This is a genomic window from Micromonospora sp. NPDC049366 (assembly GCF_044466625.1).
In the GTDB taxonomy this organism is placed as follows: Bacteria; Actinomycetota; Actinomycetes; order Mycobacteriales; family Micromonosporaceae; genus Micromonospora.
Genome location: NZ_JBITMV010000008.1, coordinates 179,469 through 199,955, shown reverse-complemented (window position 1 = coordinate 199,955; position 20,487 = coordinate 179,469). Strand labels below are relative to the sequence as shown.

The 20,487-nt window shown below is 73.4% G+C and carries 22 protein-coding genes; 11 read left to right on the top strand and 11 right to left on the bottom strand.

All coding sequences use genetic code 11. From position 1 onward, the window contains the following. The 9 genes from ACIBTV_RS14150 to ACIBTV_RS14110 are packed head-to-tail and all read left to right on the top strand — an operon-like array spanning position 1 to position 9,433. Complete coding sequence (locus ACIBTV_RS14150) at positions 1-804, top strand: MlaE family ABC transporter permease (protein ID WP_396704776.1); 804 nt, start codon at positions 1-3, stop codon at positions 802-804. A 2-nt stretch (positions 805-806) separates the two neighbouring features. Further along, entirely contained in the window at positions 807-2,123 is a 1,317-nt protein-coding gene (locus ACIBTV_RS14145) for an MCE family protein (protein ID WP_396704774.1), read from the top strand. Beyond that, positions 2,120-3,154 (top strand): MCE family protein, encoded by a 1,035-nt coding sequence (locus tag ACIBTV_RS14140; RefSeq protein WP_396704772.1) that lies wholly within the window; start codon positions 2,120-2,122, stop codon positions 3,152-3,154. Before ACIBTV_RS14145 ends, ACIBTV_RS14140 begins: the two co-directional genes overlap by 4 nt. Continuing rightward, entirely contained in the window at positions 3,151-4,131 is a 981-nt protein-coding gene (locus tag ACIBTV_RS14135; protein WP_396704770.1) for an MCE family protein, read from the top strand. Before ACIBTV_RS14140 ends, ACIBTV_RS14135 begins: the two co-directional genes overlap by 4 nt. Beyond that, positions 4,131-5,381, top strand: a complete 1,251-nt coding sequence (locus ACIBTV_RS14130; RefSeq protein WP_396704768.1) for an MCE family protein — start codon at positions 4,131-4,133, stop codon at positions 5,379-5,381. Before ACIBTV_RS14135 ends, ACIBTV_RS14130 begins: the two co-directional genes overlap by 1 nt. Then, the gene (locus ACIBTV_RS14125) at positions 5,378-6,829 is read left to right on the top strand and encodes an MCE family protein (protein ID WP_396704766.1); all 1,452 of its coding nucleotides are present in this window, start codon (positions 5,378-5,380) and stop codon (positions 6,827-6,829) included. Before ACIBTV_RS14130 ends, ACIBTV_RS14125 begins: the two co-directional genes overlap by 4 nt. Beyond that, on the top strand, positions 6,826-8,067 hold the full coding sequence (locus ACIBTV_RS14120) for an MCE family protein (RefSeq protein ID WP_396704764.1): 1,242 nt from the start codon (positions 6,826-6,828) through the stop codon (positions 8,065-8,067). Before ACIBTV_RS14125 ends, ACIBTV_RS14120 begins: the two co-directional genes overlap by 4 nt. Before the next feature lie 26 nt (positions 8,068-8,093). Further along, positions 8,094-8,885 carry a hypothetical protein gene (locus tag ACIBTV_RS14115; protein WP_396704762.1) on the top strand — a complete coding sequence of 264 codons (792 nt, stop codon included), beginning with the start codon at positions 8,094-8,096 and terminating at the stop codon, positions 8,883-8,885. A 17-nt stretch (positions 8,886-8,902) separates the two neighbouring features. Continuing rightward, positions 8,903-9,433, top strand: a complete 531-nt coding sequence (locus ACIBTV_RS14110) for a hypothetical protein (protein ID WP_396704760.1) — start codon at positions 8,903-8,905, stop codon at positions 9,431-9,433. Between the two features lie 26 nt (positions 9,434-9,459). Here the strand turns inward: ACIBTV_RS14110 and ACIBTV_RS14105 are convergent, their stop codons facing one another. The 3 genes from ACIBTV_RS14105 to ACIBTV_RS14095 form a co-directional block, all read right to left on the bottom strand. Next, a complete protein-coding gene (locus tag ACIBTV_RS14105) occupies positions 9,460-9,861 on the bottom strand; it encodes a DUF2267 domain-containing protein (protein WP_396704759.1) in 402 nt (133 codons plus the stop codon). A gap of 120 nt (positions 9,862-9,981) precedes the next feature. Next, entirely contained in the window at positions 9,982-11,205 is a 1,224-nt protein-coding gene (locus tag ACIBTV_RS14100; protein ID WP_396704757.1) for a PP2C family protein-serine/threonine phosphatase, read from the bottom strand. Between the two features lie 80 nt (positions 11,206-11,285). Beyond that, positions 11,286-11,603 (bottom strand): STAS domain-containing protein, encoded by a 318-nt coding sequence (locus ACIBTV_RS14095; protein ID WP_396704755.1) that lies wholly within the window; start codon positions 11,601-11,603, stop codon positions 11,286-11,288. Positions 11,604-11,733: 130 nt separating this feature from the next. Here ACIBTV_RS14095 and ACIBTV_RS14090 point away from each other — a divergent pair, with 130 nt between their 5' ends. Then, positions 11,734-12,165 carry an ATP-binding protein gene (locus tag ACIBTV_RS14090; RefSeq protein ID WP_396704753.1) on the top strand — a complete coding sequence of 144 codons (432 nt, stop codon included), beginning with the start codon at positions 11,734-11,736 and terminating at the stop codon, positions 12,163-12,165. Positions 12,166-12,453: 288 nt separating this feature from the next. On the opposite strand, the gene ACIBTV_RS14085 is transcribed toward ACIBTV_RS14090, so the two are convergent. The 5 genes from ACIBTV_RS14085 to ACIBTV_RS14065 all read right to left on the bottom strand — a co-directional run bounded on the left by ACIBTV_RS14085 (position 12,454) and on the right by ACIBTV_RS14065 (position 16,665). After that, positions 12,454-12,660, bottom strand: coding sequence for a hypothetical protein (locus tag ACIBTV_RS14085; protein ID WP_396704751.1), 207 nt, complete (start codon positions 12,658-12,660; stop codon positions 12,454-12,456). A gap of 150 nt (positions 12,661-12,810) precedes the next feature. Beyond that, positions 12,811-14,400, bottom strand: coding sequence for an MDR family MFS transporter (locus tag ACIBTV_RS14080; RefSeq protein WP_396704749.1), 1,590 nt, complete (start codon positions 14,398-14,400; stop codon positions 12,811-12,813). Between the two features lie 8 nt (positions 14,401-14,408). Continuing rightward, positions 14,409-15,059 (bottom strand): TetR family transcriptional regulator, encoded by a 651-nt coding sequence (locus ACIBTV_RS14075; protein ID WP_396704747.1) that lies wholly within the window; start codon positions 15,057-15,059, stop codon positions 14,409-14,411. 83 nt (positions 15,060-15,142) lie between these two features. After that, a complete protein-coding gene (locus ACIBTV_RS14070) occupies positions 15,143-16,480 on the bottom strand; it encodes a low temperature requirement protein A (RefSeq protein ID WP_396704745.1) in 1,338 nt (445 codons plus the stop codon). After that, the gene (locus ACIBTV_RS14065; RefSeq protein WP_396704744.1) at positions 16,477-16,665 is read right to left on the bottom strand and encodes a hypothetical protein; all 189 of its coding nucleotides are present in this window, start codon (positions 16,663-16,665) and stop codon (positions 16,477-16,479) included. The genes ACIBTV_RS14070 and ACIBTV_RS14065 overlap by 4 nt, the downstream gene beginning before the upstream one ends. Before the next feature lie 223 nt (positions 16,666-16,888). Here ACIBTV_RS14065 and ACIBTV_RS14060 point away from each other — a divergent pair, with 223 nt between their 5' ends. Then, positions 16,889-17,923 (top strand): poly(3-hydroxybutyrate) depolymerase, encoded by a 1,035-nt coding sequence (locus ACIBTV_RS14060; protein ID WP_396704742.1) that lies wholly within the window; start codon positions 16,889-16,891, stop codon positions 17,921-17,923. A 123-nt stretch (positions 17,924-18,046) separates the two neighbouring features. Here ACIBTV_RS14060 and ACIBTV_RS14055 read toward each other — a convergent pair whose 3' ends face one another. From ACIBTV_RS14055 to ACIBTV_RS14045, 3 genes are read right to left on the bottom strand one after another with little or no spacing between them, the layout of a single operon-like run. Then, positions 18,047-18,280 (bottom strand): hypothetical protein, encoded by a 234-nt coding sequence (locus ACIBTV_RS14055; protein WP_396704741.1) that lies wholly within the window; start codon positions 18,278-18,280, stop codon positions 18,047-18,049. A 17-nt stretch (positions 18,281-18,297) separates the two neighbouring features. Then, positions 18,298-19,140 (bottom strand): ABC transporter permease, encoded by an 843-nt coding sequence (locus ACIBTV_RS14050; RefSeq protein ID WP_396704739.1) that lies wholly within the window; start codon positions 19,138-19,140, stop codon positions 18,298-18,300. After that, complete coding sequence (locus tag ACIBTV_RS14045; RefSeq protein ID WP_396704738.1) at positions 19,137-20,087, bottom strand: ATP-binding cassette domain-containing protein; 951 nt, start codon at positions 20,085-20,087, stop codon at positions 19,137-19,139. The genes ACIBTV_RS14050 and ACIBTV_RS14045 overlap by 4 nt, the downstream gene beginning before the upstream one ends. Positions 20,088-20,487 lie beyond the last annotated feature (400 nt).

Below are 20,487 nucleotides of genomic sequence, written 5' to 3'. Positions count from 1 at the left end.
GTGGCGGTGCTGCGACTCCTCGACGCCCTCGGCGCCCAGCTCGCGTTCTACCTGCGGGCGTTCGCCTGGACCCCGCGTACGCTGCGCCGCTACCGGCGCGAGGTGGTGCGGCTGCTCGCCGAGATCAGCTTCGGCACCGGGCCGCTCGCCGTGCTCGGCGGGACCGTCGGCGTGATCTGCTTCCTCACCTTCTTCACCGGCACCGAGGTGGGGTTGCAGGGCTACCAGGCGCTCAACCAGATCGGCAGCAGCGCGTTCACCGGCTTCGTGTCGGCGTACTTCAACACCCGGGAGATCTCGCCGCTGGTGGCCGCGCTGGCCCTCTCGGCGACCGTGGGCTGCGGGTTCACCGCCCAGCTCGGCGCCATGCGGATCTCCGAGGAGGTGGACGCGCTCGAGGTGATGGGCGTGCCGTCGCTGCCGTTCCTGGTCACCACCCGGATGATCGCCGGCCTCATCGCGGTCGTCCCGCTGTACGTGGTCGGCCTGCTCGCCAGCTACCTGGCCACCCGCACCATCGCCGTCTTCTACTTCGGCCAGTCCGCGGGCACCTACGACTACTACTTCCACCTGTTCCTGCCGCCGGGCGACGTGCTGTGGTCGTTCGGCAAGGTGCTGGTGTTCAGCGTGATCGTGGTGCTCGTCCACTGCTGGTACGGCTACACCGCCGGCGGCGGCCCGGCCGGCGTCGGCGTGGCCGTCGGGCGGGCCGTCCGGTTGGCCATCGTCGCGGTCAACATCGTCGACTTCTTCCTGTCGCTGGCCATCTGGGGCGCGACCACCACCGTCCGGATCGCGGGGTGACCATGAGACAACGGCTCCTCGGCATCGCCTTCGTCGTCGTCCTGACGGCGGCGCTGACCGGCTCCGTGCTGCACTACCGCAAGGCGTTCACCCCGGTCACCTGGGTCACGCTGCGCGCCGACCGCGCCAGCCTGCACCTCACCGAGGGCGCCGACGTGAAGGTACGTGGCGTGCCGGTCGGCGAGGTGCGCTCGGTGCGCAGCGGCGGCGACGGCGCGCTGCTCCGCCTGGCCCTGAACCCGGAGCGCACCGGCCGGATCCCCGCCGACGTGACCGCGCGCCTGCTGCCGAAGACCCTCTTCGGGGAGCGCTACGTCGAGCTGGTCCCGCCCGCGGGCGGTGGCACCGGACCGATCCGGGACGGCGCCGTCATCGACCAGGACCGCAGCAGCACCGCCGTCGAGTTGGAACGGGTGCTCGACGAGGCGTTGCCGCTGCTCCAGTCGATCCGCCCCGACCAGCTCGCCGCGACGCTGGGCGCGCTCGCCGCCGCGCTGGACGGGCGGGGGGAGCGGCTGGGGGCGAACGTCGAGCGGTTGGGGGCGTACCTGCGGGAACTCAACCCGGCGATGCCCACCATCGAAGAGGACGTGCGGCGGCTCGCCACCGTGCTGGACAGCTACGACGCCGCGCTGCCGGACCTGCTCGCCCTGCTGCGGGACGTCACGACGACCGCCCGTACGGTCACCGACCAGCGCACCCAGCTCGCCGCGTTCCTCGCCGACACCACCGGCACCGCCGAGACGGCCGAGGGTTTCCTCGACCGGCACGGCGACCAGCTCATCCGGCTCGGCACGGTGAGCCGGCCGGTGCTGGAGCTGCTCGCCACCTATGCCCCCGAGTACCCCTGCCTGATGACCGGCCTGGTCACCCTGCAACCGCAGGTCGAGAAGGTCTTCGCCGGTGGGCGGATGCACATCACCCTCGAAGTGACCCGGGACGGCGGCGCCTACGAGCCCGGCCGCGACGAGCCGGTGTACGCCGCGAAGAACGGCCCGCAGTGTCACGGCCTGCCGCACCCGTCGGTGCCCGCGCCCGAGCACCCGATCGACGACGGCTACGACTACTCCGGCGACCGGCCGCGGCCGCTGCTGCCGGTCGGGGTGCCGGCGGCGCCCGTGAAGCAGCCGGCGGGAGGCGCCGCGCCGCCCGGCGACGGGGTCCCCGCCGAGATGGGACAGGCCGCCACCGGGGAGGAGCAGGCCCTGGTCAAGCCGCTCGTCGGCGCGCTCACCGGCATCCTGCCGGCGGAGGTGCCGGACATCGCGGTTCTGCTCTGGGGGCCGCTGCTACGCGGCGGGGTGGTGAACGCCCGATGACCCGCAGGAGCGCCGCGCCACTGGTCAAGCTGCTCACCTTCGCGGCGGTGACGGTGCTGCTCACGGCGCTGCTCGCGCAGACCCTCGGCGCCTTCGGACCCGGCGGGGTCACCTACCGGGCCCGGTTCACCGACGTGACCGGGTTGCTCGCCGGCGACGACGTCCGGGTGGCCGGCGTCCGAGTCGGCAAGGTGAAGGACATCCGGGTCGTCGGCGACACCGTCGCCGAGGTCGCGTTCACGGTCACCGCCGACCTGCCGCTGGCCACCAGCGTGCAAGCCAAGATCCGTTACCGGAACCTGGTGGGCCAGCGTTACCTGGCGCTGACCGAGGGGCCGGGCGACGGCCGTCCACTGCGGCCGGACGGCCTGATCCCGCTCGCGCAGACCACCCCGGCGCTCGACCTCACCACCCTGTTCAACGGGTTCCGGCCCCTGTTCACCGCGCTCAGTCCGCAGGACGTCAACACGCTCGCGTACGAGATCATCCAGGTGTTCCAGGGTGAGGGCGGCACGGTGACGAGCCTGCTGGAACGGACCGCCTCGCTGACCAACACCCTCGCCGACCGGGACGCCGTCATCGGCCGGGTCGTCACCAACCTCAACGAGGTGCTCGCCACGCTCGCCGGTCGGGACGCCGAACTCGACCGGACGATCAGCCAGTTGCAGCAGTTCGTCTCCGGCCTCGCCGCGGACCGCACCGCCATCGGTGACGCGCTGACCAGCCTCGGCGAACTCACCGACGTCACCGCCGGGCTGCTGCACGACGCGCGGCCGTCGCTCGCCGCCGACGTCCGGGCCCTCGGTGACCTCGCCGGCACCCTCGACCGCAACGCCGCCGTCATCGACGGCACGCTCGGCCGGCTGCCCGAGCGGTACGAGTCGCTGACCCGGGTCGCCTCCTACGGCTCCTGGTTCAACTTCTACCTCTGCGACTTCGACGGGCGGGTCGCCGTCGCCGGCCACGCCCCACTCAACCCGGCGACGCTCAGCGCCCCGGCCGCCCGCTGCGCCACCGGAGGAAGCCAGTGAAACCCTTCCGCGAACGCAACCCCGTCGCCGTCGGCGCGGTCGGGCTGGTCGTGATCGTCGCGACCCTGCTCGGCGCGTTTCAACTGGACCGGCTGGCCGCCCTCACCGGGCGGTCGTACGAGGCGGCCTTCTCCGACGCCAGCGGCCTCGCCGCCGGCAACGAGGTCCGGGTCGCCGGCGTCCGGGTCGGCGCGGTGACCGCGGTGGAGCTGGCCCGGGGGCCCCAACCGTACGTGCGGGTGCGGTTCCGGGTCGACGACGACGGCGTCCGGCTCGGTCGGGAGACCGGCGCCACGATCCGCATCAAGACGGTCCTCGGCCAGAAGTACCTCGCGCTGGCCCCGGCCGGACCGGACCGACTGCCGGAGGGCGGCCGGATACCGCTGGACCGCACCGCCGCGCCGTTCGACGTGGTGCAGGCGGTCACCGGTTTGGCCGACACCCTCGACCACGTCGACACCGACCAGCTCGCCGACGCGTTCCGCACCCTCACCGAGACGTTCGCCGACACCCCGGTCAGCGTCAACTCCTCCCTGGTCGGCCTCTCCCGACTGTCGAGGACCGTCGCCGAGCGGGACGCGGAGCTGCGGTCCCTGCTCGACCGGGCCCGCCGGGTCACCGACGTGCTCGCCACCCGGGACGAGGAGTTCCGCAGGCTGGTCGCCGACGGGGAGGCGCTGCTGGCCGAGGTCAGCCGCCGCCGCGACGCCATCCACCGGCTGCTCGTCGGCACCGACGAGCTGGCCACCGAGCTGTCCGGGCTGGTCGCCGACAACCGCGCGCAGCTCGAACCGGCGCTGCGCAAGCTGCGCGACGTCGTCGCCGTCCTACAACGCAACCGCGACGAGCTGGAGCAGACCGTACGGCGGATGGCGCCCTTCGTGACCGCCTTCGCCAACGTGGTCGGCAACGGCCGCTGGTTCGACTCGTACGTGAGCGGACTGCTCCAGCCGTACCTGCCGACGGGAGGACGCTGATGCCCGGCCCGATCCGACGCTGGCGCCGCCCCCTCGCCGCCGCCACCGTGCTGCTGACCGCGCTCGCCGCCGGTCTCGTCCTGTGGCGTTCCGAACCGGAGCAGCGGCGGGTGGTCGCCTACTTCACCCGGGCGGTCGGGGTCTATCCCGGCTCCGACGTGCGCGTCCTCGGCGTGCGGGTCGGCGAGGTCGAGGCGGTGACCCCGCAGGGCCGGATGGTCCGGCTGACCATGCGCTACGACGCCGAGGTGCGCGTCCCCGCCGACGCCCAGGCGCTGATCGTCCCGCCCAGCGTGGTCAGCGACCGGTACGTGCAGCTCACCCCCGCCTTCACCGGCGGCGCGGCGCTCCCCGACGGCGCCGAGATCCCGGTCGGGCGCACCGCCGCGCCCATGGAGATCGATGACATCTATCGGTCGCTCGACGAGTTCAACCGGGCCCTCGGGCCGCAGGGCGCCAACGCCGACGGCGCGCTCAGCGACCTGCTCGCCACCGGGCGGGCCAACCTCGACGGCAACGGCGACGACCTGCACACCACCCTGGACGCACTGTCCCGGGCCCTCGGCACGCTCGCGGACGGGCGGCAGGACCTGTTCGGCTCGGTCGCGAACCTGCAGCGGTTCACCACCGCCCTCGCCCGCAGTGACCAGCAGGTGCGCGGCTTCTCCCAGCAGCTCGCCGACGTCGCCCAGCAGCTCGCCGGTGAACGCGACGAGCTGGCCGCCGCGCTGCGCAACCTCGCGGCGGCCCTCGCCGAGGTCACCGCGTTCGTGCGGAGCAACCGGGACGAGCTGACCGGCAACGTGGCCGCGTTGGCCGACGTCACCGGCGTGCTCGTCCGTCAGCAGAAGGCCGTCATCGACATCCTCGACGTGGCGCCGCTGACCGTGAACAACCTGGCCCTCGCCTACAACCCCCGCTCCGGCACCCTGGACACCCGGGACAACGTGCTGGGCCCGTACGACCCGGCGGGTTTCGTCTGCTCGCTCATCGTGGACCAGCTTCCCCGCGCCGAGGTCCCGGAGACCTGCACGGCGCTCGCTCAGACCCTGCGGGCCCGCAAGCTGCCCCTGACCGACCAGCTCCGCGCCCTCCTCAAGCTGCCGCCCGGCGCCCCGGCGACCGGCCCGACCCCACCGGCAACTCCTCCGGTCGGCTCCGCCGGCGGGACGGCCCCGGACGGGGCGTCGGGCGGCTCCGACACCACCCGCGACCTGACCCTCGGCGGGATCCTGCGGGGTGTGGCATGAGCGGGCCGTGCACGGCGACCCCGCCGGTCGGCGCGCGGGTGCGACGCGCGTTGGCCGGCGCGGTCGCCGTGCTGCTGCTGCCCACCGGCTGCGGCCTGCCCGAGCTCGCCGACCTGCCGCTGCCCGGCGGCGCCCCGGCCGGCGACGGCTACACGGTCACCGCCGAGTTCACCGACGTCCTCGACCTGGTGCCGCAGGCCGCCGTCAAGGTCGACGACGTGACCGTCGGCAGCGTGGAGAAGATCTCGCTGGCCGGCTGGACCGCCCGCGTCCGGCTGCGTCTCGACCGGTCGGTGAAGCTGCCCGCCAACGCCACCGCCGCGGTGCGGCAGAGCAGCCTGCTCGGCGAGAAGTACGTGACGGTGGCCGCGCCACCGACCGGGGCCGCGAGCGAACGGCTGGGCGACGGCGACGTCATCCCGCTGTCCCGCACCCGGCGCGGTGCCGAGGTCGAGGAGGTGCTGGCCGCGCTCGGCCTGCTGCTCAACGGCGGCGGGCTGGCCCAGGTGCGGACCATCACCACCGAGCTCGGCCAGGCGCTGGACGGGCGGGAGCCGGCCGTCCGCGACGCGTTGCGCCAGCTCGACACGTTCATCGGCGGGTTGGAGCGGCAGAAGGCCGACCTGGTGCGGGCCATCGACGCCCTCGACCGGCTGACCGACCGGCTCGGCCGGCAACGAGAGGTCGTCGGCGGGGCACTGGACTCCCTCGCGCCGGGCCTGACCGTGCTCGCCGACCAGCGGGCCCAGCTCACCGACGCGCTGACCGCGCTCGGCGAGCTGGGGCGGGTCGGCAGCCGGGTGGTCACCCGCAGCCGGGACGACACCCTCGCGAGCGTACGGGCGCTGCAACCGATCCTGGAACAGCTGGCCCGGGCCGGTGACGACCTGCCGAAGTCGCTGGACTTCATGTTGTCGTTCCCGTTCCCGCCGAACGTCACGGGCGCGATCGTCGGCGACTTCGTCAACCTCGCCATCACCGCCGACCTGGACGCGGCCGGCATCCTGGCCAACCTCGTCGCCGCCGCGCCGCCGCCGGAGCGACCGTCGACCGGCGCGGCCACGTCCGGCGCGACGAAGCCGCCGTCCGGTGGCGGCACCGGCACGCGACCGCGGCCCGGGGGTGGCACCGGGGGCCGTCCGGCGACGCCGCTGCCGCCGCTGGCCGAGTGCCTGCCCGACCTCGACGACTTCCCGGCCATCTGGAAGCCGCCCGTCGAGTGCCTGCTACCCAAGGGCTGCGAGCTGCTCAAGCCCGGCTCGGCGGTGCCGCTGGGCGGGCTCCTCCTGCCCAAGGCCCTGGTGCCGCCGGGCACGGTGTTCCCCGCCGGGACGCAGCTGCTGCCCGGCACGGTGCTCACCGCGCCGTGCATCCTCCCGATCACCGGCGCGGTGGACGGGCTGATCGGTGGCCTCGGTGACCTGCTGGGTGGAGGGGTACGGGGATGATCGGACGCACGGCGAAACTCCAGGTCCTCGCGTTCGTCCTGGTGAGCGTGATCGGCATCGGGTACGTGGGGGTCCGCTACGTCGGGCTCGGCGACCGGTTGCTCGGCGGCGGGTACGTCGTCCACCTCGACCTGACCCGCGCCGGCGGCATCTTCGCCAACGCGCCGGTCACCTACCGGGGTGTGCCGGTGGGTCGGGTCACCGCGGTGGAGCTGCGCGACAACGGCGTCCGGGCGCGGCTGCGCCTCGACCGGGGGGTGCGGGTGCCCGACGCGCTGCGGGCCGTGGTCACCCAACGCTCGGCCGTCGGCGAGCAGTACGTGGACCTGCGCCCGGAGCGCGACGGCCCGCCCTACCTGGCCGACGGCGCGGTGATCCCGGCCGACCGCACCGGTGTGCCGCTCGCCCCGGAGACGCTGCTGACCAACCTGGACGCGCTGGTCCGGTCGGTGGACCCGGACGACCTGGCCGTGGTCGTCAACGAGCTGGGCGCCGCGTTCGAGGGCAACGAGCAGGCCCTCACCCGGATCCTCGACGCCGGTGACGCCCTGCTCGCCGACGCCACCGCCCGGCTGCCGGAGACGCTGGCGCTGATCCGCGACGGGCGGACCGTGCTGACCACCCAGGCCGAGTCTGCCGAGGCGCTGCGCCGCTGGTCGGCGGGGCTCGCGGCGCTGGCCGCCACGGTCCGCGCCGCCGACCCGGACCTGCGGCGGCTGCTCGCCGACGGGCCACCGGCCGGCGCCGAGCTGCGGGCGCTGCTGCGCGGGCTGGAGCCGACCGTGGGCACCCTGCTGGGCAACCTGGTGACCGTCAACGGTATCGCCGCCCGCCGGCTGCCGGGGATCGAGCAGCTGCTGGTGACGTACCCGATCGCCGTGGCCGGCGGCTTCACCGTCACCCCCGGCGACGGCACCGCGCACCTCGGCCTGGTGCTCAACGTCAGCGACCCGCCGTCCTGTGTGTACTCCGGCGGAAGCACCCGCTGCGACGACCGGGAGCGGGCAGCCGGCGGCAACGTCCGGGGGGCCGGGAACGCGCCGCGCCCGGGCGGCCGGGAACCGGCGCCCCCGCCGGCCGGGGCGCCGCCGGCCGCACCCGGCGGCTACGACCCGGCGAGCGGTGTGGTGCTCGGCTCGGACGGCCGGCCGTTGCAGTTCGGCGGCACCGGCGGGCAGTACCGGACGGCGGGGGACCAGTCGTGGAAGCAGTTGCTGCTCGCCGGGGTGACTCCGTGACCGGCGCGGGAGAGGAAGGTGGCGGTGTGCCGATCCGCAGGGAACGCACGCTCAAGGTGATCCGGGGGGCGAAGGCGGGTGCGCCGGGACGGCCGGTGCGACGCCGCGTCGTGCCCCGGCCGGTGACCGCCCCGGCGACCCGGATCGAGGAGGTCCTCCATCGGCTCGACCAGGAGCCGGTGGAGGATCCGACGGAGGCCGCCGACCTGACCGTGGTCGGTGACCCGGCCCAGGTCGAGGACCCGCCGGAGCCCGACGGGCCGCCGGTGGCGCCCGGGGAGCCGGACGGCGCCGCCGACGGTGGCCGGCGCGTCGGGGAGCCGGCCGGGCCGGGTCGACGACGTGCCCTGGCCGCCCTGCTCGTGGTGCTGCTCGCCGCCGCCCTGGCCGGCGCCGGGGTGTACGGGCACCGCTGGTACGTCGACCGGGCCACCGAGCGGGCCCGCCAGGGCGCGCTGGCGGCCGGGAAGCAGGCCAGCGTCAACTTCGTGTCGGTGAGCGCGGCCAGCGTGGACCGTGACCTGCAACGGATCACCGCCGGTGCGACCGGCGACTTCAAGGAGGAGTTCACCCGGGGGCAGGCGCAGGTCCGGACCGCGGTGGTGGAGAACAAGGTCGAATCGCGGGGCAGCGTGTTGCGCGCCGGGCTGGTCTCCGGTGACCGGCGGCGGGCGGTGGTGCTGGTCGCCGTCGACGCCACCGTCAAGAACGTCAAGGCGCCCGAGGGCCGCCCGTCGCACTATCGGATCCAGCTGGACCTGGTGCGCGACGAGGGCTCGGGCGACTGGCTCGTGGCGAAGCTCCAGTTCGTCGGCTGACCGGAGGAGGTCCCCTGATGCGTGTCCCGACGTTCCGGCGGCGTACCCGCGCCGCCCGCTCCGGCCGCTCCCGTCGACGGGTTCCGCTGCTGCCGGCGCTCGCCGTCGTGACGGTGCTCGCGGCCGCGGTCGCCGCCGTCGGCTGGTACGGCGACCACGCCGCCGCCCGGCGTGACGCCGCGGTGCGGCAGGCCCTCGCGACCGCGCCCGCCGCCGCGAAGGCGATCTTCTCGTACGACTACCGCACGTTCGACGACAGCGTCGCCAACGGCCGGACCTTCGCCACCGGCGCCTTCGCCGACGAGTACGCGAAGACGACCGCGACGCTGAAGGAGACCGCCGGCAAGCAGCAGGCCGTCGTCCTGGCCGAGGTCTCCGCGACCGGCGTGGTCAGCGCCGAGGCGGACCGGGTGGAGCTGCTCGTCTACCTCAACCAGTACCGGCGCAACGTCAGCACGGCGGGGGAGAAGGTGGACCAGAACCGGGTGGTGCTGACGCTGGTGCCGGTCGACGGGGAGTGGAAGGTGTCCCAGGCCACCGCGATCTGAGCACCCGCCGCGCGACCCCCACGCGGTCAGCCGCGCGACGGTCCGTCGTAGCGCCCCGCCGAGTCGGTGAGCTGCCAGAACTCGGCGGGCAGTTGGGTGATGATGTCGTCGTACGCGCCCGGCGGCAGCGCCTCGCGCAGGGTGTCGAACACCGCTCGTACGCCGTCGCGGGTCTGCGCGCTGTCCAGCTCCGCCCGGCCACTGACCTGGTTGAGGAACGACGTGAAGCTGAACCGACCGGTTTCGCCGGGCGGCCCGTACGCGTACCCGCTCAGCTCCTCGGGGAGCTGCGCGGCGAGGTCCTTCGCCTCCCCGCTCTCGATCCGCTCGGCCAGCGTGGTGAGCGTGGCGCGCGTGATGGCGGTCGCCCGCTCCGGCGAGGTGCGCAGGCGCTGCGCCACCGAGTCGATGAACTCGCTGTTGTCCACCTTCGCGGCCCTTCTCTGCGACGGATAGCGGCGACGTCTACCCGGCTGCGGTGCCGGCAAACGGCGTGCGTCGACGTCGTGACCGGGATCCGGACAGGCGGTGCCGAACGACCCCGGCCGTCACCCGGTCGGCGGCGTGCGGCGGACGGCGAGCACCGCCACGTCGTCGGTGGCGGCCGCGTCGGTGAGCATCGCCGCCATCGCGGTGGTGCACATGTCGTCGGGCGGTGCGCAGGTCAGCGCCGCACGGAGGCGGTCGACCCCCTCGTCCAGCGGGCGGGCCCGCCGTTCGATGAGCCCGTCGGTGTAGAGGAAGAGACAGCTCTCCGGGGCGAGAACGTCGCGGGTGCTGCGCCGGGCGGCGTTGCGATAGGCCCCGAGGGGGAGGTCCGGGGGGATGGTGAGGAGCCGGCCCGGCCGGCCCGGTGTCGTGACGATCGGCGGCAGGTGCCCGGCGCTGGACATGGTCATGCCGTGGTGGTCCGGGTCCAGTACCGCGTAGAGGGCGGTGGCCATCACGTCCGGTTCGAAGAGCTGCATCTTGCGGTCGAGGCGGGTGAGCACCTCGGCCGGGTCGTCGGTCTCCAGCGCGTACGCCCGCAACGCACTGCGGATGCGCCCCATGACGACGGCCGCCTGCAGCCCGTTGCCGGCGACGTCGCCGATGGCGATGCCGATGTGCCCGGACGGCAGGGCGAACAGGTCGTACCAGTCGCCGCCGACGCCGACCGCGGTGCCCGGGACGTAGCGGGCGGCCACCTCCAGTCCGGGCACCGCCCGTGGCCGGGCGGGCAGCAGGCTGCGTTGCAGGGCGACCGCGGCGGCGCGGTCCAGCCGGGAGAGCCGGGCGCGGGTCGCCAGGCTGGCCCGGTCCGCGACCAGTTGGAGCAGCTCCACGTCGTCGGGGGTGAACCGGCGGGGAGTGAGCGTGCCGACGTGCAGCACCCCGATGACCTGGTTGCCGCTGAGCATCGGCACGCCGAGCACGGAGGTCACGCCGCGGCTGAGCAGGATCGGGTTGATGACCTTGGTGTGGTCGACCTTCTCGATGATGACCGGTTCGCCCCGGGCCGCGACCGACCCCGCGAAGCCGCGGCCGACCGGCAACCGCACCCCCTGCCGGACCTCCTGTTCGAGGCCGCTCGCGGCGGTGGCGACCAGTTCCGTGCCGGTCTGGTCGAGCAGCAGGACGACGGCCGTGTCGGCCCCCAGCAGGTCGCGGGTGCGCTCCAACAGCTCGGCCAGCAGGTCCTCCAGGCCGAGCTGGGACAGGGCGGCGTCGGTCACGCTCTGGAGCCGGCGCAGCTTCTCGGCGCTGCCGGCGCGGGACACCTCGCCGTTCATCACCATCGCCTCTTCGACCGGCCGGTGACGTGCGGGCCGACGCCGACGTCCCGGGACGGCTCCCACGTCCGCCGCACCGGCTACCCGCCGGCCGTGCGGGACAGGTGCTCCCACACTCCGGTCATCAGCAGGAGTTGACGGACCATACCCCGCGCCTGCGCGACGCGGTAGGTCCTGCCCCGGTCGTCGGCAAGCCGTCGGCCCTTGAGCAGGACGTTGATGCCGGCGGAGTCCAGGAACGTCACCTCGTCGAGATCGATGATGATCTCGGTTGCGTCGCTCTCGACGGCTGCGGTGATCTCGCGCTCCAGGTCCGGGGCGTTGGAGAGGTCGACCTCGCCGCCGACGGCGACCGTGACGGTGCCGTCGGTGCGGCGGCTGGACAACGTCAGCGGCACGACGAACTCCTTCTCGTGGCTCCCGAGCGGGACGGACCTGCCGACTCTATAGTGAGGCACCGGCAGTCGCGTGGGACGCGGCGCGACCTGCCGGCGACGGTTAGGCTCCGGCGGTGAGGACGTTGTGGATGTGACATCAGCCGACCAACCGGAGACACGCCGGGCGCCGGCGACCGTACGCGGTGTCACGGCCTCGGGCGTCGCGGAGATCCGGCACCGGGTGACCGACGCGGCGCTGGGCGCCGGCCTCACCGCGGGGGACGCGGAGCAGTTCACGATCGCGGTGAACGAAGCCGTGATCAACGCGATCCAGCACGGCGGCGGCAACGCCGAAGTCACCGTGATCCCCGGCCCTGGCCGGGTCACGGTCGAGGTCCGCGACGAGGGCGGCGGGATCCCCGCTCACGTCACGCCGCACCTGCCGACCCCGCAGACGCTCGGCGGTCGGGGGCTGTGGCTCGTCCAGCAGCTCTGTGCCGACGTCACCATCGACACCTCCACCACGGGGACCGTCATCACCTTGTGCGCCACCGCCGGGCCGGACGTCACGTCAGGAACCTGACGCGGTCGTCGCTCGGCCGGGGCCGGGCCGCCGGTGGCCACGTCGAGCTCGCGCCGGTCCTCGGCCGCTCGCCGGCGGGCCCTTCCGGTCCGCCCTTGCGCACGGGACAGTGGTGGGCGCCCGAATTCGAGGTGGATCCAGCTCTCGACTCCGCGGCGCTCCGCACCGGCGGAGGACCGGGGCCATCGGGCAAGGACAGGTTGTCGGTGACGACCTCGACCGGCGTACGCGGGCCGCGCGGGACGCTGACACCGGCCCCGGACTGCGGTCGCCGCCCGGGCGCCCGGTTCAGCGGATCGCGGCGTCCAGGCGGTCCAGGGCGGTGAAGGTCACCAGCCCGAGGAGGAGCTGACTGGTCAGCTCCGGGTCCTGGCGTGCGGCGAGCCCGACCGCGACCGCCACGCCGGCCAGGGCCAGCTTGCGGACCGGGATGGTGCGGGCCGGCGTCGGACGGGGCGGTGCTGGTGGGGTGGTGGGCGACCACAGAACGTGCACGACGACGCTCCTCTCCGGGTGACGGTGGGAACGGGACGTTCCCGCGTCGTCGTCGAGCCTAGGTCCGGGGCGTGTGCGGTCCGGGCCGGAGAAGAGGGAGGGTCCCGCGGCGCGGTGCCGGCGCCACGGGACCCCCGTCTCAGCGGGTCGTCAGTGGGACACGCCGGCGACCTGCGCCGCCGCCTCCTCCTGCGCCCGCCGCTCGTCGCCGCTGAGCGTGTGCAGCGGCTTCTCGCGGATGAACAGGACCACGACCATCGCGAGCAGGGCCAGCGGCGCGCCGATCAGGAACAGCTCGGCGGTGGCGCTGCCGTAGACGTCCTGCACGATGCGCAGCACCGGCTCGGGCAGCACGGACAGGTCCGGGACCTCGGCCGACGAGCCGCCGCCGGCCGCCGCCGGACCGAGCTTCTCGGTCATCAGGTGGGTGACCCGGTTGGCCAGGACGGCGCCGAGGGCGCTCACCCCGATCGCGCCGCCCATGCTGCGGAAGAAGGTCAGCACCGAGGTCGTCGCACCCAGCTCGTGCGCGGGCACGTCGTTCTGCGCCGCCAGCACCAGGTTCTGCATGAGCATGCCGACGCCGATGCCCAGCACCGCCATGTAGACCGCCAGGACGACGACGCTGGTGCCGGCGCCGATGGTGCCCAGCAGCACCATGCCGACGGTCATGATGGCCCCACCGGCGACCAGGAACATCTTCCAGCGTCCGAACTTCGTGATGAGCTGGCCGGCGACGGTCGACGACACGAGCAGCCCGAAGATCATCGGCAGGCTCATCAGGCCCGCCACGGTCGGCGACTTGCCGAGCGAGATCTGGAAGTACTGCGACAGGAAGACGGTGCCGCCGAACATGGCCACACCGACCAGCACGCTCGCGACGGTGGCCAGCGACACCGTCCGGTTGCGGAAGATGTCCAGCGGGATGATCGGCTCGGCGGCCCGGGACTCGACGAAGACCGCGACCGCCAGCAGGGCGAGACCGCCGATGACCATCAACGCCGTCCACCCGGAGGCCCAGGCGAACTTGCTGCCGGCCAGCGACGACCAGACCAGCAGGACCGAGACGCCGGTGGTGATCAGCGCGGCGCCGAGCCAGTCGATGCGGACCTGCCGGCGTACGACGGGCAGGTGCAGGGTCCGCTGGAGCAGGATGATCGAGAGGATCGAGAACGGGACGCCGATCAGGAAGCACCAGCGCCAGCCGAGCCAGGAGGTGTCGACCAGCACCCCGCCGATCAGCGGCCCGGCGATGGTGCCGACGCCGAAGACGGCGCCGAAGACGCCGGCGTACCGTCCGAGTTCGCGCGGCGGGATCATGGCGGCCATGACGATGGTGGCCAGGGCGGTCATGCCGCCCGCCCCGACGCCCTGCACGATCCGGCTGAGCAGCAGGACCTCGACGTTCGGGGTGAAACCGGCGATCAGCGAGCCGACGACGAACAGGCCCAGGGACAACTGGATGAGCAGCTTCTTGCTGTAGAGGTCGGCCATCTTGCCCCAGAGCGGCACGGTCGCCGTCATGGCCAGCAGTTCGGTCGTGACGATCCAGGTGTAGACCGTCTGGCTCCCGTGGAGGTCGGCGATGATGCGCGGCAGCGCGTTCGCCACGACCGTGGACGCGAGGATGGACACGAACATGCCGACCATGAGGCCGGAGAGGGCCTGAAGGACCTCCCGGGGGGACATGCGGGCCGCGCCGCCCTCGGTGGCGTCGGCGGGCACGGTTGGTGCGGACATCGGCTTCCTTAACTCGTGGTGCGGGACTGGTGCAGGGGCGTGGGGCCGGGATCCGGCAGGCCGGCGGCGAGCGCGTCGAACGCCTCGTCGACGAGGTCGGACAGTGACCGCTCGCCGCCCGTGGCGGCCCACCGGACCATCGCGGTGCGGAAGGCGGCGCCGGTGACGGCGGTGAGCAGGGGCGGGAAGCCGTGATCCGGGGGCACGCCCACCCGGGCGGCGATGACCTCGGTGATCGCGCGTTCCGTCTCGGCGCCCACCGACACCAGGCGCGGCAGCAGGGCCGGGTTGCGCGTGATCACGTCCATGCGTAGCAGCCACAGTTCGCGGTCGGCCTGCATCTCCTCGATCACGTCGGCGAGGCCCGTCCGGATCGCGGCGAGCGCGGGGGTCTCCGGGGGCACCGACTCGAACCGTGCCACGAACCGGGCGCCGTCGAGCCGCTGGTCGCCGATGAGGGCGTCGTCCTTGCTCGGGAAGTAGTTGAAGAACGTCCGTGACGAGACGCCGACGGCGGAGCTGATCTCGTCGACGGTCACGTGGTCGAGGCCGCGCTCGGCCACGAGGCGCAGCGCGGCGGTGGCCAGCGCCCGGCGGGTCTGGAGCTTCTTGCGATCGCGCAGGCCGGCGGTGGCGGAGGAGGCGCTGGCGAGGGTCACCGCGACACTCTAGGAGCAATCTTGCAGGCAGTGTAAAGTTTCACGGTCTGAAGTGAGCAGGCTAACGGGCGCGCCCGGCCGCGTCAGTGCGGGGCACGGAGCGGACCCGGCCCGTCCGGCGGTCCGTGCTCGATCTCCTCGGCGAGCGCCCGCCGTAGGCCGCGCCGCTGCCTGCGACTGACGGCGAACTCGACCGCGGCGGTCACGACGCAGACCACCGTGAGCCCCACCAGGGCGCGGACGGCCGCGATCCGGGCGATCAGCGGCAGCATCGCGAGCAGGGCGACCGCCGCGAGCAGGCGGGGCCAGACGACCGCGACGACGAGGCGGCTCAGGCGAAGCTGGAAGGCGGCGTGCGCCACCAGGAACAGCGCCACGCCGCCGTACATCGCGTACCGGCCCACCTGGTCGAGCGGGTCGCCCTGCCGGTAGGACTCGGAGGCGACGACCAGCGACGGCGTGTGCTTCAAGCCGACGGCCAGCAGGATGACCCCGACGATCAGCGGCAGGTGCAGGTAGCTGTAGGCGTCGCGGGCGAGGGTCACCCGTCGGGCCGGGTCGGCGTCGCGCAGCGCGTACTCGCCGACCAGCGCGGAGAGGTCGAAGTAGATCCAGCCCAGCGCCCCGGCGACCACGACGGCGAGCACCGACGCCATGAGCAGCCCGAGCGTGGTGCGCAGGTTCGACCCCGCGATGCCGACGGCCACCAGCACCTCGCCCAGGGCGACGATGATGATCAGGCCGTGCCGCTCCGTCCAGTGCCGCACCGAGAAGATCGCCCGCTGGGAGAGCTTCACGGCGAGGCCGACCCCGTAGTCCACGCCGACCGCGACCGTCCAGAGCACCACCTGCCCGACCTCGACCGTCCGCTCGCCGAGGCCGGAGCGGGGCAGCGACGCCGCGAGCAGCAACAGGGCCGCGGCGACCAGCATCGGCCCGATGAGCGCGATGAGGTCGCGCCCGTTGAGCGACGGCGTGGCGTAGAGGCGCAGCGCCAGGTAGAGCAGGCGCAGGAAGACGAAGCCGGCGACGAAGACCAGCGGCGTGTAGACCCCGCCGGGCAGGTCGGTGAAGGCCTCCCGGGTGCTGACGGCGAGCGTGAACATCGCCGGCGTGGCGGCCAGCAGCACCAGCCGGGACAGGCCGTAGTTGCACCGTACCCGGTTGCCGAGCCAGGCGAAGAGCGACCAGGACCACCACAGCAGGGTCAGCACCAGCAGCCCCTGCAGCACGCCGAGCACGCCGGCCTTCGCCGTCACCAGCGTGGTGATCTGGATGAACGCGAAGACGAAGACCACGTCGAAGAAGATCTCCTCGGTGGTGACCCGGGTCTGCCCGGTGACCGGCCGCAGGCCGCGCCGCAGTCGTACGGTCGGTCGGCGGGGCTCGTCCGCGGCGTGGCGGTCCGGCTGGGCGGTCACGGCGGCTCCTCGGCCCCCTTCTCCGTGACGGCCGTGTCGGGGACCCGGGCGTCCTCGTCGGCCAGGGCGTCCTCGCCGCCCAGGACGTCGCCGTAGCGCGCGACGAGCTGTTCCGCCGCGCGGTGCTTCGCCCGCTCCGGGTCGTCTCGGGCCGGCCGAGACGGCTCGTCGGAACCCTCTGACATCGGTCGCCTCCCGGCGCTCTACGACACCGCCCGGCGGTCCGCGGGCCCCTGCCGGATACCCGTGGCCGGCGCGCCGACACACCGCCCGTACCGGCCCGGACGGTGCTCGGCGACACCCGGGAGCGGTCCGTTGTGTGGCCGACGCTCATATGGACTGTGATGCATGTCTCGGTACCGTCGGCGCACGCCGGCGCCACCGGCGTCCACCACCAGGAGTCGCATCATGAGAGTTCCGTGGAAGGCGCTGGCCGCCGCCGTCGCCGGCCTGCTGCTGGCCGTGCCCCCGGTGAGCCCGGCGCACGCCGCCGGCACGCCCTACACCGTGCCGCCGGTCTCCGGCTCGCTGAGCACCTACAACGTCTCCTCGGTGTACGTCGCCGGGGTCTCCTCCGGCGGATACCTGGCTACCCAGCTCCAGGTGGCCTACTCCGGGCGGATCCGCGGGTCGGCCGTCTTCGCCGCCGGCCCCTACTACTGCGCGCAGAACACCGTGACCCAGGCGCTCTACGCCTGCGGTGACAACATCTACCCCACCTACCTCGCCAATCTGGAGACGTACACGCGCACCTGGGCGTCGTACGGCTGGATCGACCCGGTCGGCAACCTCGCCTCGCGTCCGGCGTACGTGTTCCACGGCAACTCGGACACCACCGTGAAGAAGTCCGTCACCGACGACCTGGTCCGCTACCACCAGCGCTTCGGCGCGAGCGTCCAGTACGACAGCGGTTCGTCCGCCGGCCACGCCTGGGTCACCCCCTACGGCACAGGCGGGTGCGGCGTCACCGCCGCGCCGTACCTCAACGACTGCGGCACCGATCCGCAGAACGCCTTCCTGCGCAAGCTCCTCGGCTCGGTGGCCGCGCCGAACACCGGCCCGCTGCGCGGCACGATGATCCGCTTCGCGCAGAACACGTTCGCGGTGGGCGGCTGGGCCAACGGCATCAGCATGGACACGTCCGGCTTCGCCTACGTCCCGGCGCCGTGCGCCGCCGGTCAGTCCTGCCGGCTGCTGGTGGCGCTGCACGGGTGCCTCCAGGGGTACGGCAAGGTCGGCACCGCCTTCGTCGACCGCGCCAACCTCAACCAGTACGCGGACACCAACAACATGATCGTGCTCTACCCGCAGGCCACCACCTCGGCCGCGAACCCGAACGGGTGCTGGGACTGGTGGGGTTACCTGGGCGCGACGAACTACCCGATCAAGGGCGGTGCCCAGATCGAAACGATCATGAACATGGTCCGTCGACTGGACGGCTGAGCTCGGCCCGCACAGCCCGCCGCCGCAGTCGCTGACGTCGGGCTGACCGCCGGCGCCGACGTGCGCGTGGCCCGCCCACCGGCCGTCCCGGGGGCCCCGGCCAGCCCTCCGGGTGATGGGCGGTCAGCCCTCCGGGTGGCGGCGGACGAAGTCCTGGTAGGTCTCGTTCGCCAACTCGATCTCGCGGATCTCGGCGGCCAGCTCCGCCCGGCGGAGTTCGGCCGCCGACCGCGCCCGGGCCAGTCGGAGTTCGTGCCGCCGGTCCCGCGCCCGGGCCCAGGCGCGGACGGCCGCCCAGGCGATCCAGCCGCCCGTGGCCACCAGCCCGGTCAGCGCGAAGGCGAGGAGGAAGTCCATCGCGACACCCCTTTCGGTCAGCCGACGTCCCGGCGCCCCGCCAACCAGGTGCCGAGCCCGAACGTCACCAGCACGTAGCCCGCAAGCACGATGACCGGCCCGGCGGCGCCGGCCGATTCCAGCACGCCCGGCGTTCCGCCGTCGAACTGGGACCGGGCCCCGAGCGCGCCGGCCAGCGCGCCGGAACTCGGCGCGAGCAGCAGGTTGCGTACCGGCTCCAGCGCACCGACCACGAGGGCGAGGCCACTCACGGCGTTCTCCAGCACCAGCGTCCACACCAGGCCGACCGCGATCGCGGTGGCGGTGCTGCGGAACGCGATCGCCAGGAGGAAGCCGAGACCGGCGTGGGCGCAGCAGATGAGCCACGCCGCCGCCACGGCGCCCGCCAGCTGGCCCGGCGGTGGCCAGGCGAGGCCACGGCCCTCGACGAGTGCGATCAGCGCCGTGACCGCGGCCAGCGCGACGAAGGTGAGCACGGCCAGCAGCAGGGTCAGGGCGCAGAGCGCCACCGCGTGTCCGGCCAGCACCTGGGCCCGGCGCGGACGTTGCGTGAAGATCAGGTTGAGCGTGCCCCACCGGTACTCGTTGCCGATGACCAGGGCGCCGAGGATCACCACGATCGCGCCGCCGAAGAGCGGGAACAGCCCGATGCCGGTGGTGACGAGCTGGCCGGGTAGCACCGTATCCAACAGCGTGGCCGAGGCCTCGGCCTGCTCGGGATCGCCGGCCAGGGCGAGGTGCACCAGGTACGGGACGCCGACGCCGAAGGCCAGCGCCAGAGCGGTCCAGGTGAGGGTGACGGTCCAGACGGCCGGCCGTTTCCGGTCGGCGAACCAGGCCGCGCGGACCGAGGCGATCACCGGCTGCTCCCCGTCATCGTCGTGGGCCGCTCCGGCTCCGTACGGGCCGGGTCGGCGTCATCCGCTTCGGTGCGGTCCGGTGCGGTCAGCTCCAGGAACGCCTCCTCCAGCGAGTGTCGCACCGGCCGGAGCTCCCGGACGTCGACACCCGCCTCGACCAGCCGCCGGTTGAGGGTGGCGGCCAGGGCGGGATCCGTGCTGACCCGCAACCGCCCGTCGGTCACCTGCACGTCATGGACGCCCGCCTGGTCGCGCAGGCACGCCACCGCCCGGTCCACCGGGTCCGCGGCGATGAGCAGCGCGCCGTCGCCGAGCGCCGCACGAAGCTCGTCCGGCGAGCCGTCGGCGACGAGACGGCCGTGGTTGATCACCGCGATCCGGTCGCAGACCTGCTCCACCTCGCCGAGCACGTGGCTGGAGAGCAGCACGGTTCGTCCGTCCCGGCCGAGCGTCCGGAGCAACTCCCGCATCTCGGAGACACCGGCCGGGTCGAGCCCGTTGGTGGGCTCGTCCAGGATCAGCAGGCTCGGCTCCTTGAGCAGCGCGGCGGCCACGCCGAGCCGTTGCTTCATGCCCAGGGAGTACGTCCGGAAGGGGGAGCGCCCGCGGTCGGTCAGATCCACCTCGGACAGCGCCCGGTCGGCGGCGCTGTCGGGTATCCCGGCATACCGGGCGGCCAGTCGGAGATTGTCCACTCCGGACAGGTGCGGGTAGAACGCGGGCGACTCGATCAGGGCACCCACCCGGGCCAACTCCCGTGGGCTGCCCGGCGGTTGACCGAGCACCCGGATCCGGCCGGACGTCGGGCGGACCAGCCCGACGAGCATGCGCATCGTGGTCGTCTTGCCGGCGCCGTTCGGCCCGAGGAACCCGAGGACCTGCCCGGTGGGCACCCGCAGGTCGAGGGCGTCGACCGCCGCGATGCCGCCGGGATAACGCTTGGTCACCTCGTGCAATTCAATGGCGAAACGGTCATTCTCCACGGGAGCGTCGCAATCCATCGACGGTGTGACACGGCTGGCCGATAGGATTTTCCGCACCGTTCATCCAGGGGCCCTTCGAATTCCCTACCGTAAGGCAGGGTTAATTGCGTCTTGTTGAATTAACTATTCGTTAAGGGGGCTGGGCGGCAACAAAAGGCGTCGCCACCCGGCCCGGAGGTTGGCCCGCCGCCGGCTACCGACGTTGACTCCGGGACGAATTAGGGGCTCCTGAGCTGCGGCGGCGTGCGGCGACGCCCACAGCGTAGCGGAGGTTGATCGGCTCGGGAAGGGTCTCGTGCGGCGCGTCCGTGACGTCTTGTCCCCGCCGCAGCTCAATGCCGTTAAATTCACCTTCGCCAGTGCC

What these genes read in the sequence shown, in the direction of transcription:
- ACIBTV_RS14145 (WP_396704774.1), top strand. Translation starts at nt 807, where the DNA reads ATGAGACAACGGCTCCTCGGCATCGCCTTCGTCGTCGTCCTGACGGCG.
- ACIBTV_RS14140 (WP_396704772.1), top strand. Translation starts at nt 2,120, where the DNA reads ATGACCCGCAGGAGCGCCGCGCCACTGGTCAAGCTGCTCACCTTCGCG.
- ACIBTV_RS14130 (WP_396704768.1), top strand. Translation starts at nt 4,131, where the DNA reads ATGCCCGGCCCGATCCGACGCTGGCGCCGCCCCCTCGCCGCCGCCACC.
- ACIBTV_RS14125 (WP_396704766.1), top strand. Translation starts at nt 5,378, where the DNA reads ATGAGCGGGCCGTGCACGGCGACCCCGCCGGTCGGCGCGCGGGTGCGA.
- ACIBTV_RS14120 (WP_396704764.1), top strand. Translation starts at nt 6,826, where the DNA reads ATGATCGGACGCACGGCGAAACTCCAGGTCCTCGCGTTCGTCCTGGTG.
- ACIBTV_RS14110 (WP_396704760.1), top strand. Translation starts at nt 8,903, where the DNA reads ATGCGTGTCCCGACGTTCCGGCGGCGTACCCGCGCCGCCCGCTCCGGC.
- ACIBTV_RS14100 (WP_396704757.1), bottom strand. Translation starts at nt 11,205, where the DNA reads ATGAACGGCGAGGTGTCCCGCGCCGGCAGCGCCGAGAAGCTGCGCCGG.
- ACIBTV_RS14080 (WP_396704749.1), bottom strand. Translation starts at nt 14,400, where the DNA reads ATGTCCGCACCAACCGTGCCCGCCGACGCCACCGAGGGCGGCGCGGCC.
- ACIBTV_RS14065 (WP_396704744.1), bottom strand. Translation starts at nt 16,665, where the DNA reads ATGTCAGAGGGTTCCGACGAGCCGTCTCGGCCGGCCCGAGACGACCCG.
- ACIBTV_RS14060 (WP_396704742.1), top strand. Translation starts at nt 16,889, where the DNA reads ATGAGAGTTCCGTGGAAGGCGCTGGCCGCCGCCGTCGCCGGCCTGCTG.
- ACIBTV_RS14055 (WP_396704741.1), bottom strand. Translation starts at nt 18,280, where the DNA reads ATGGACTTCCTCCTCGCCTTCGCGCTGACCGGGCTGGTGGCCACGGGC.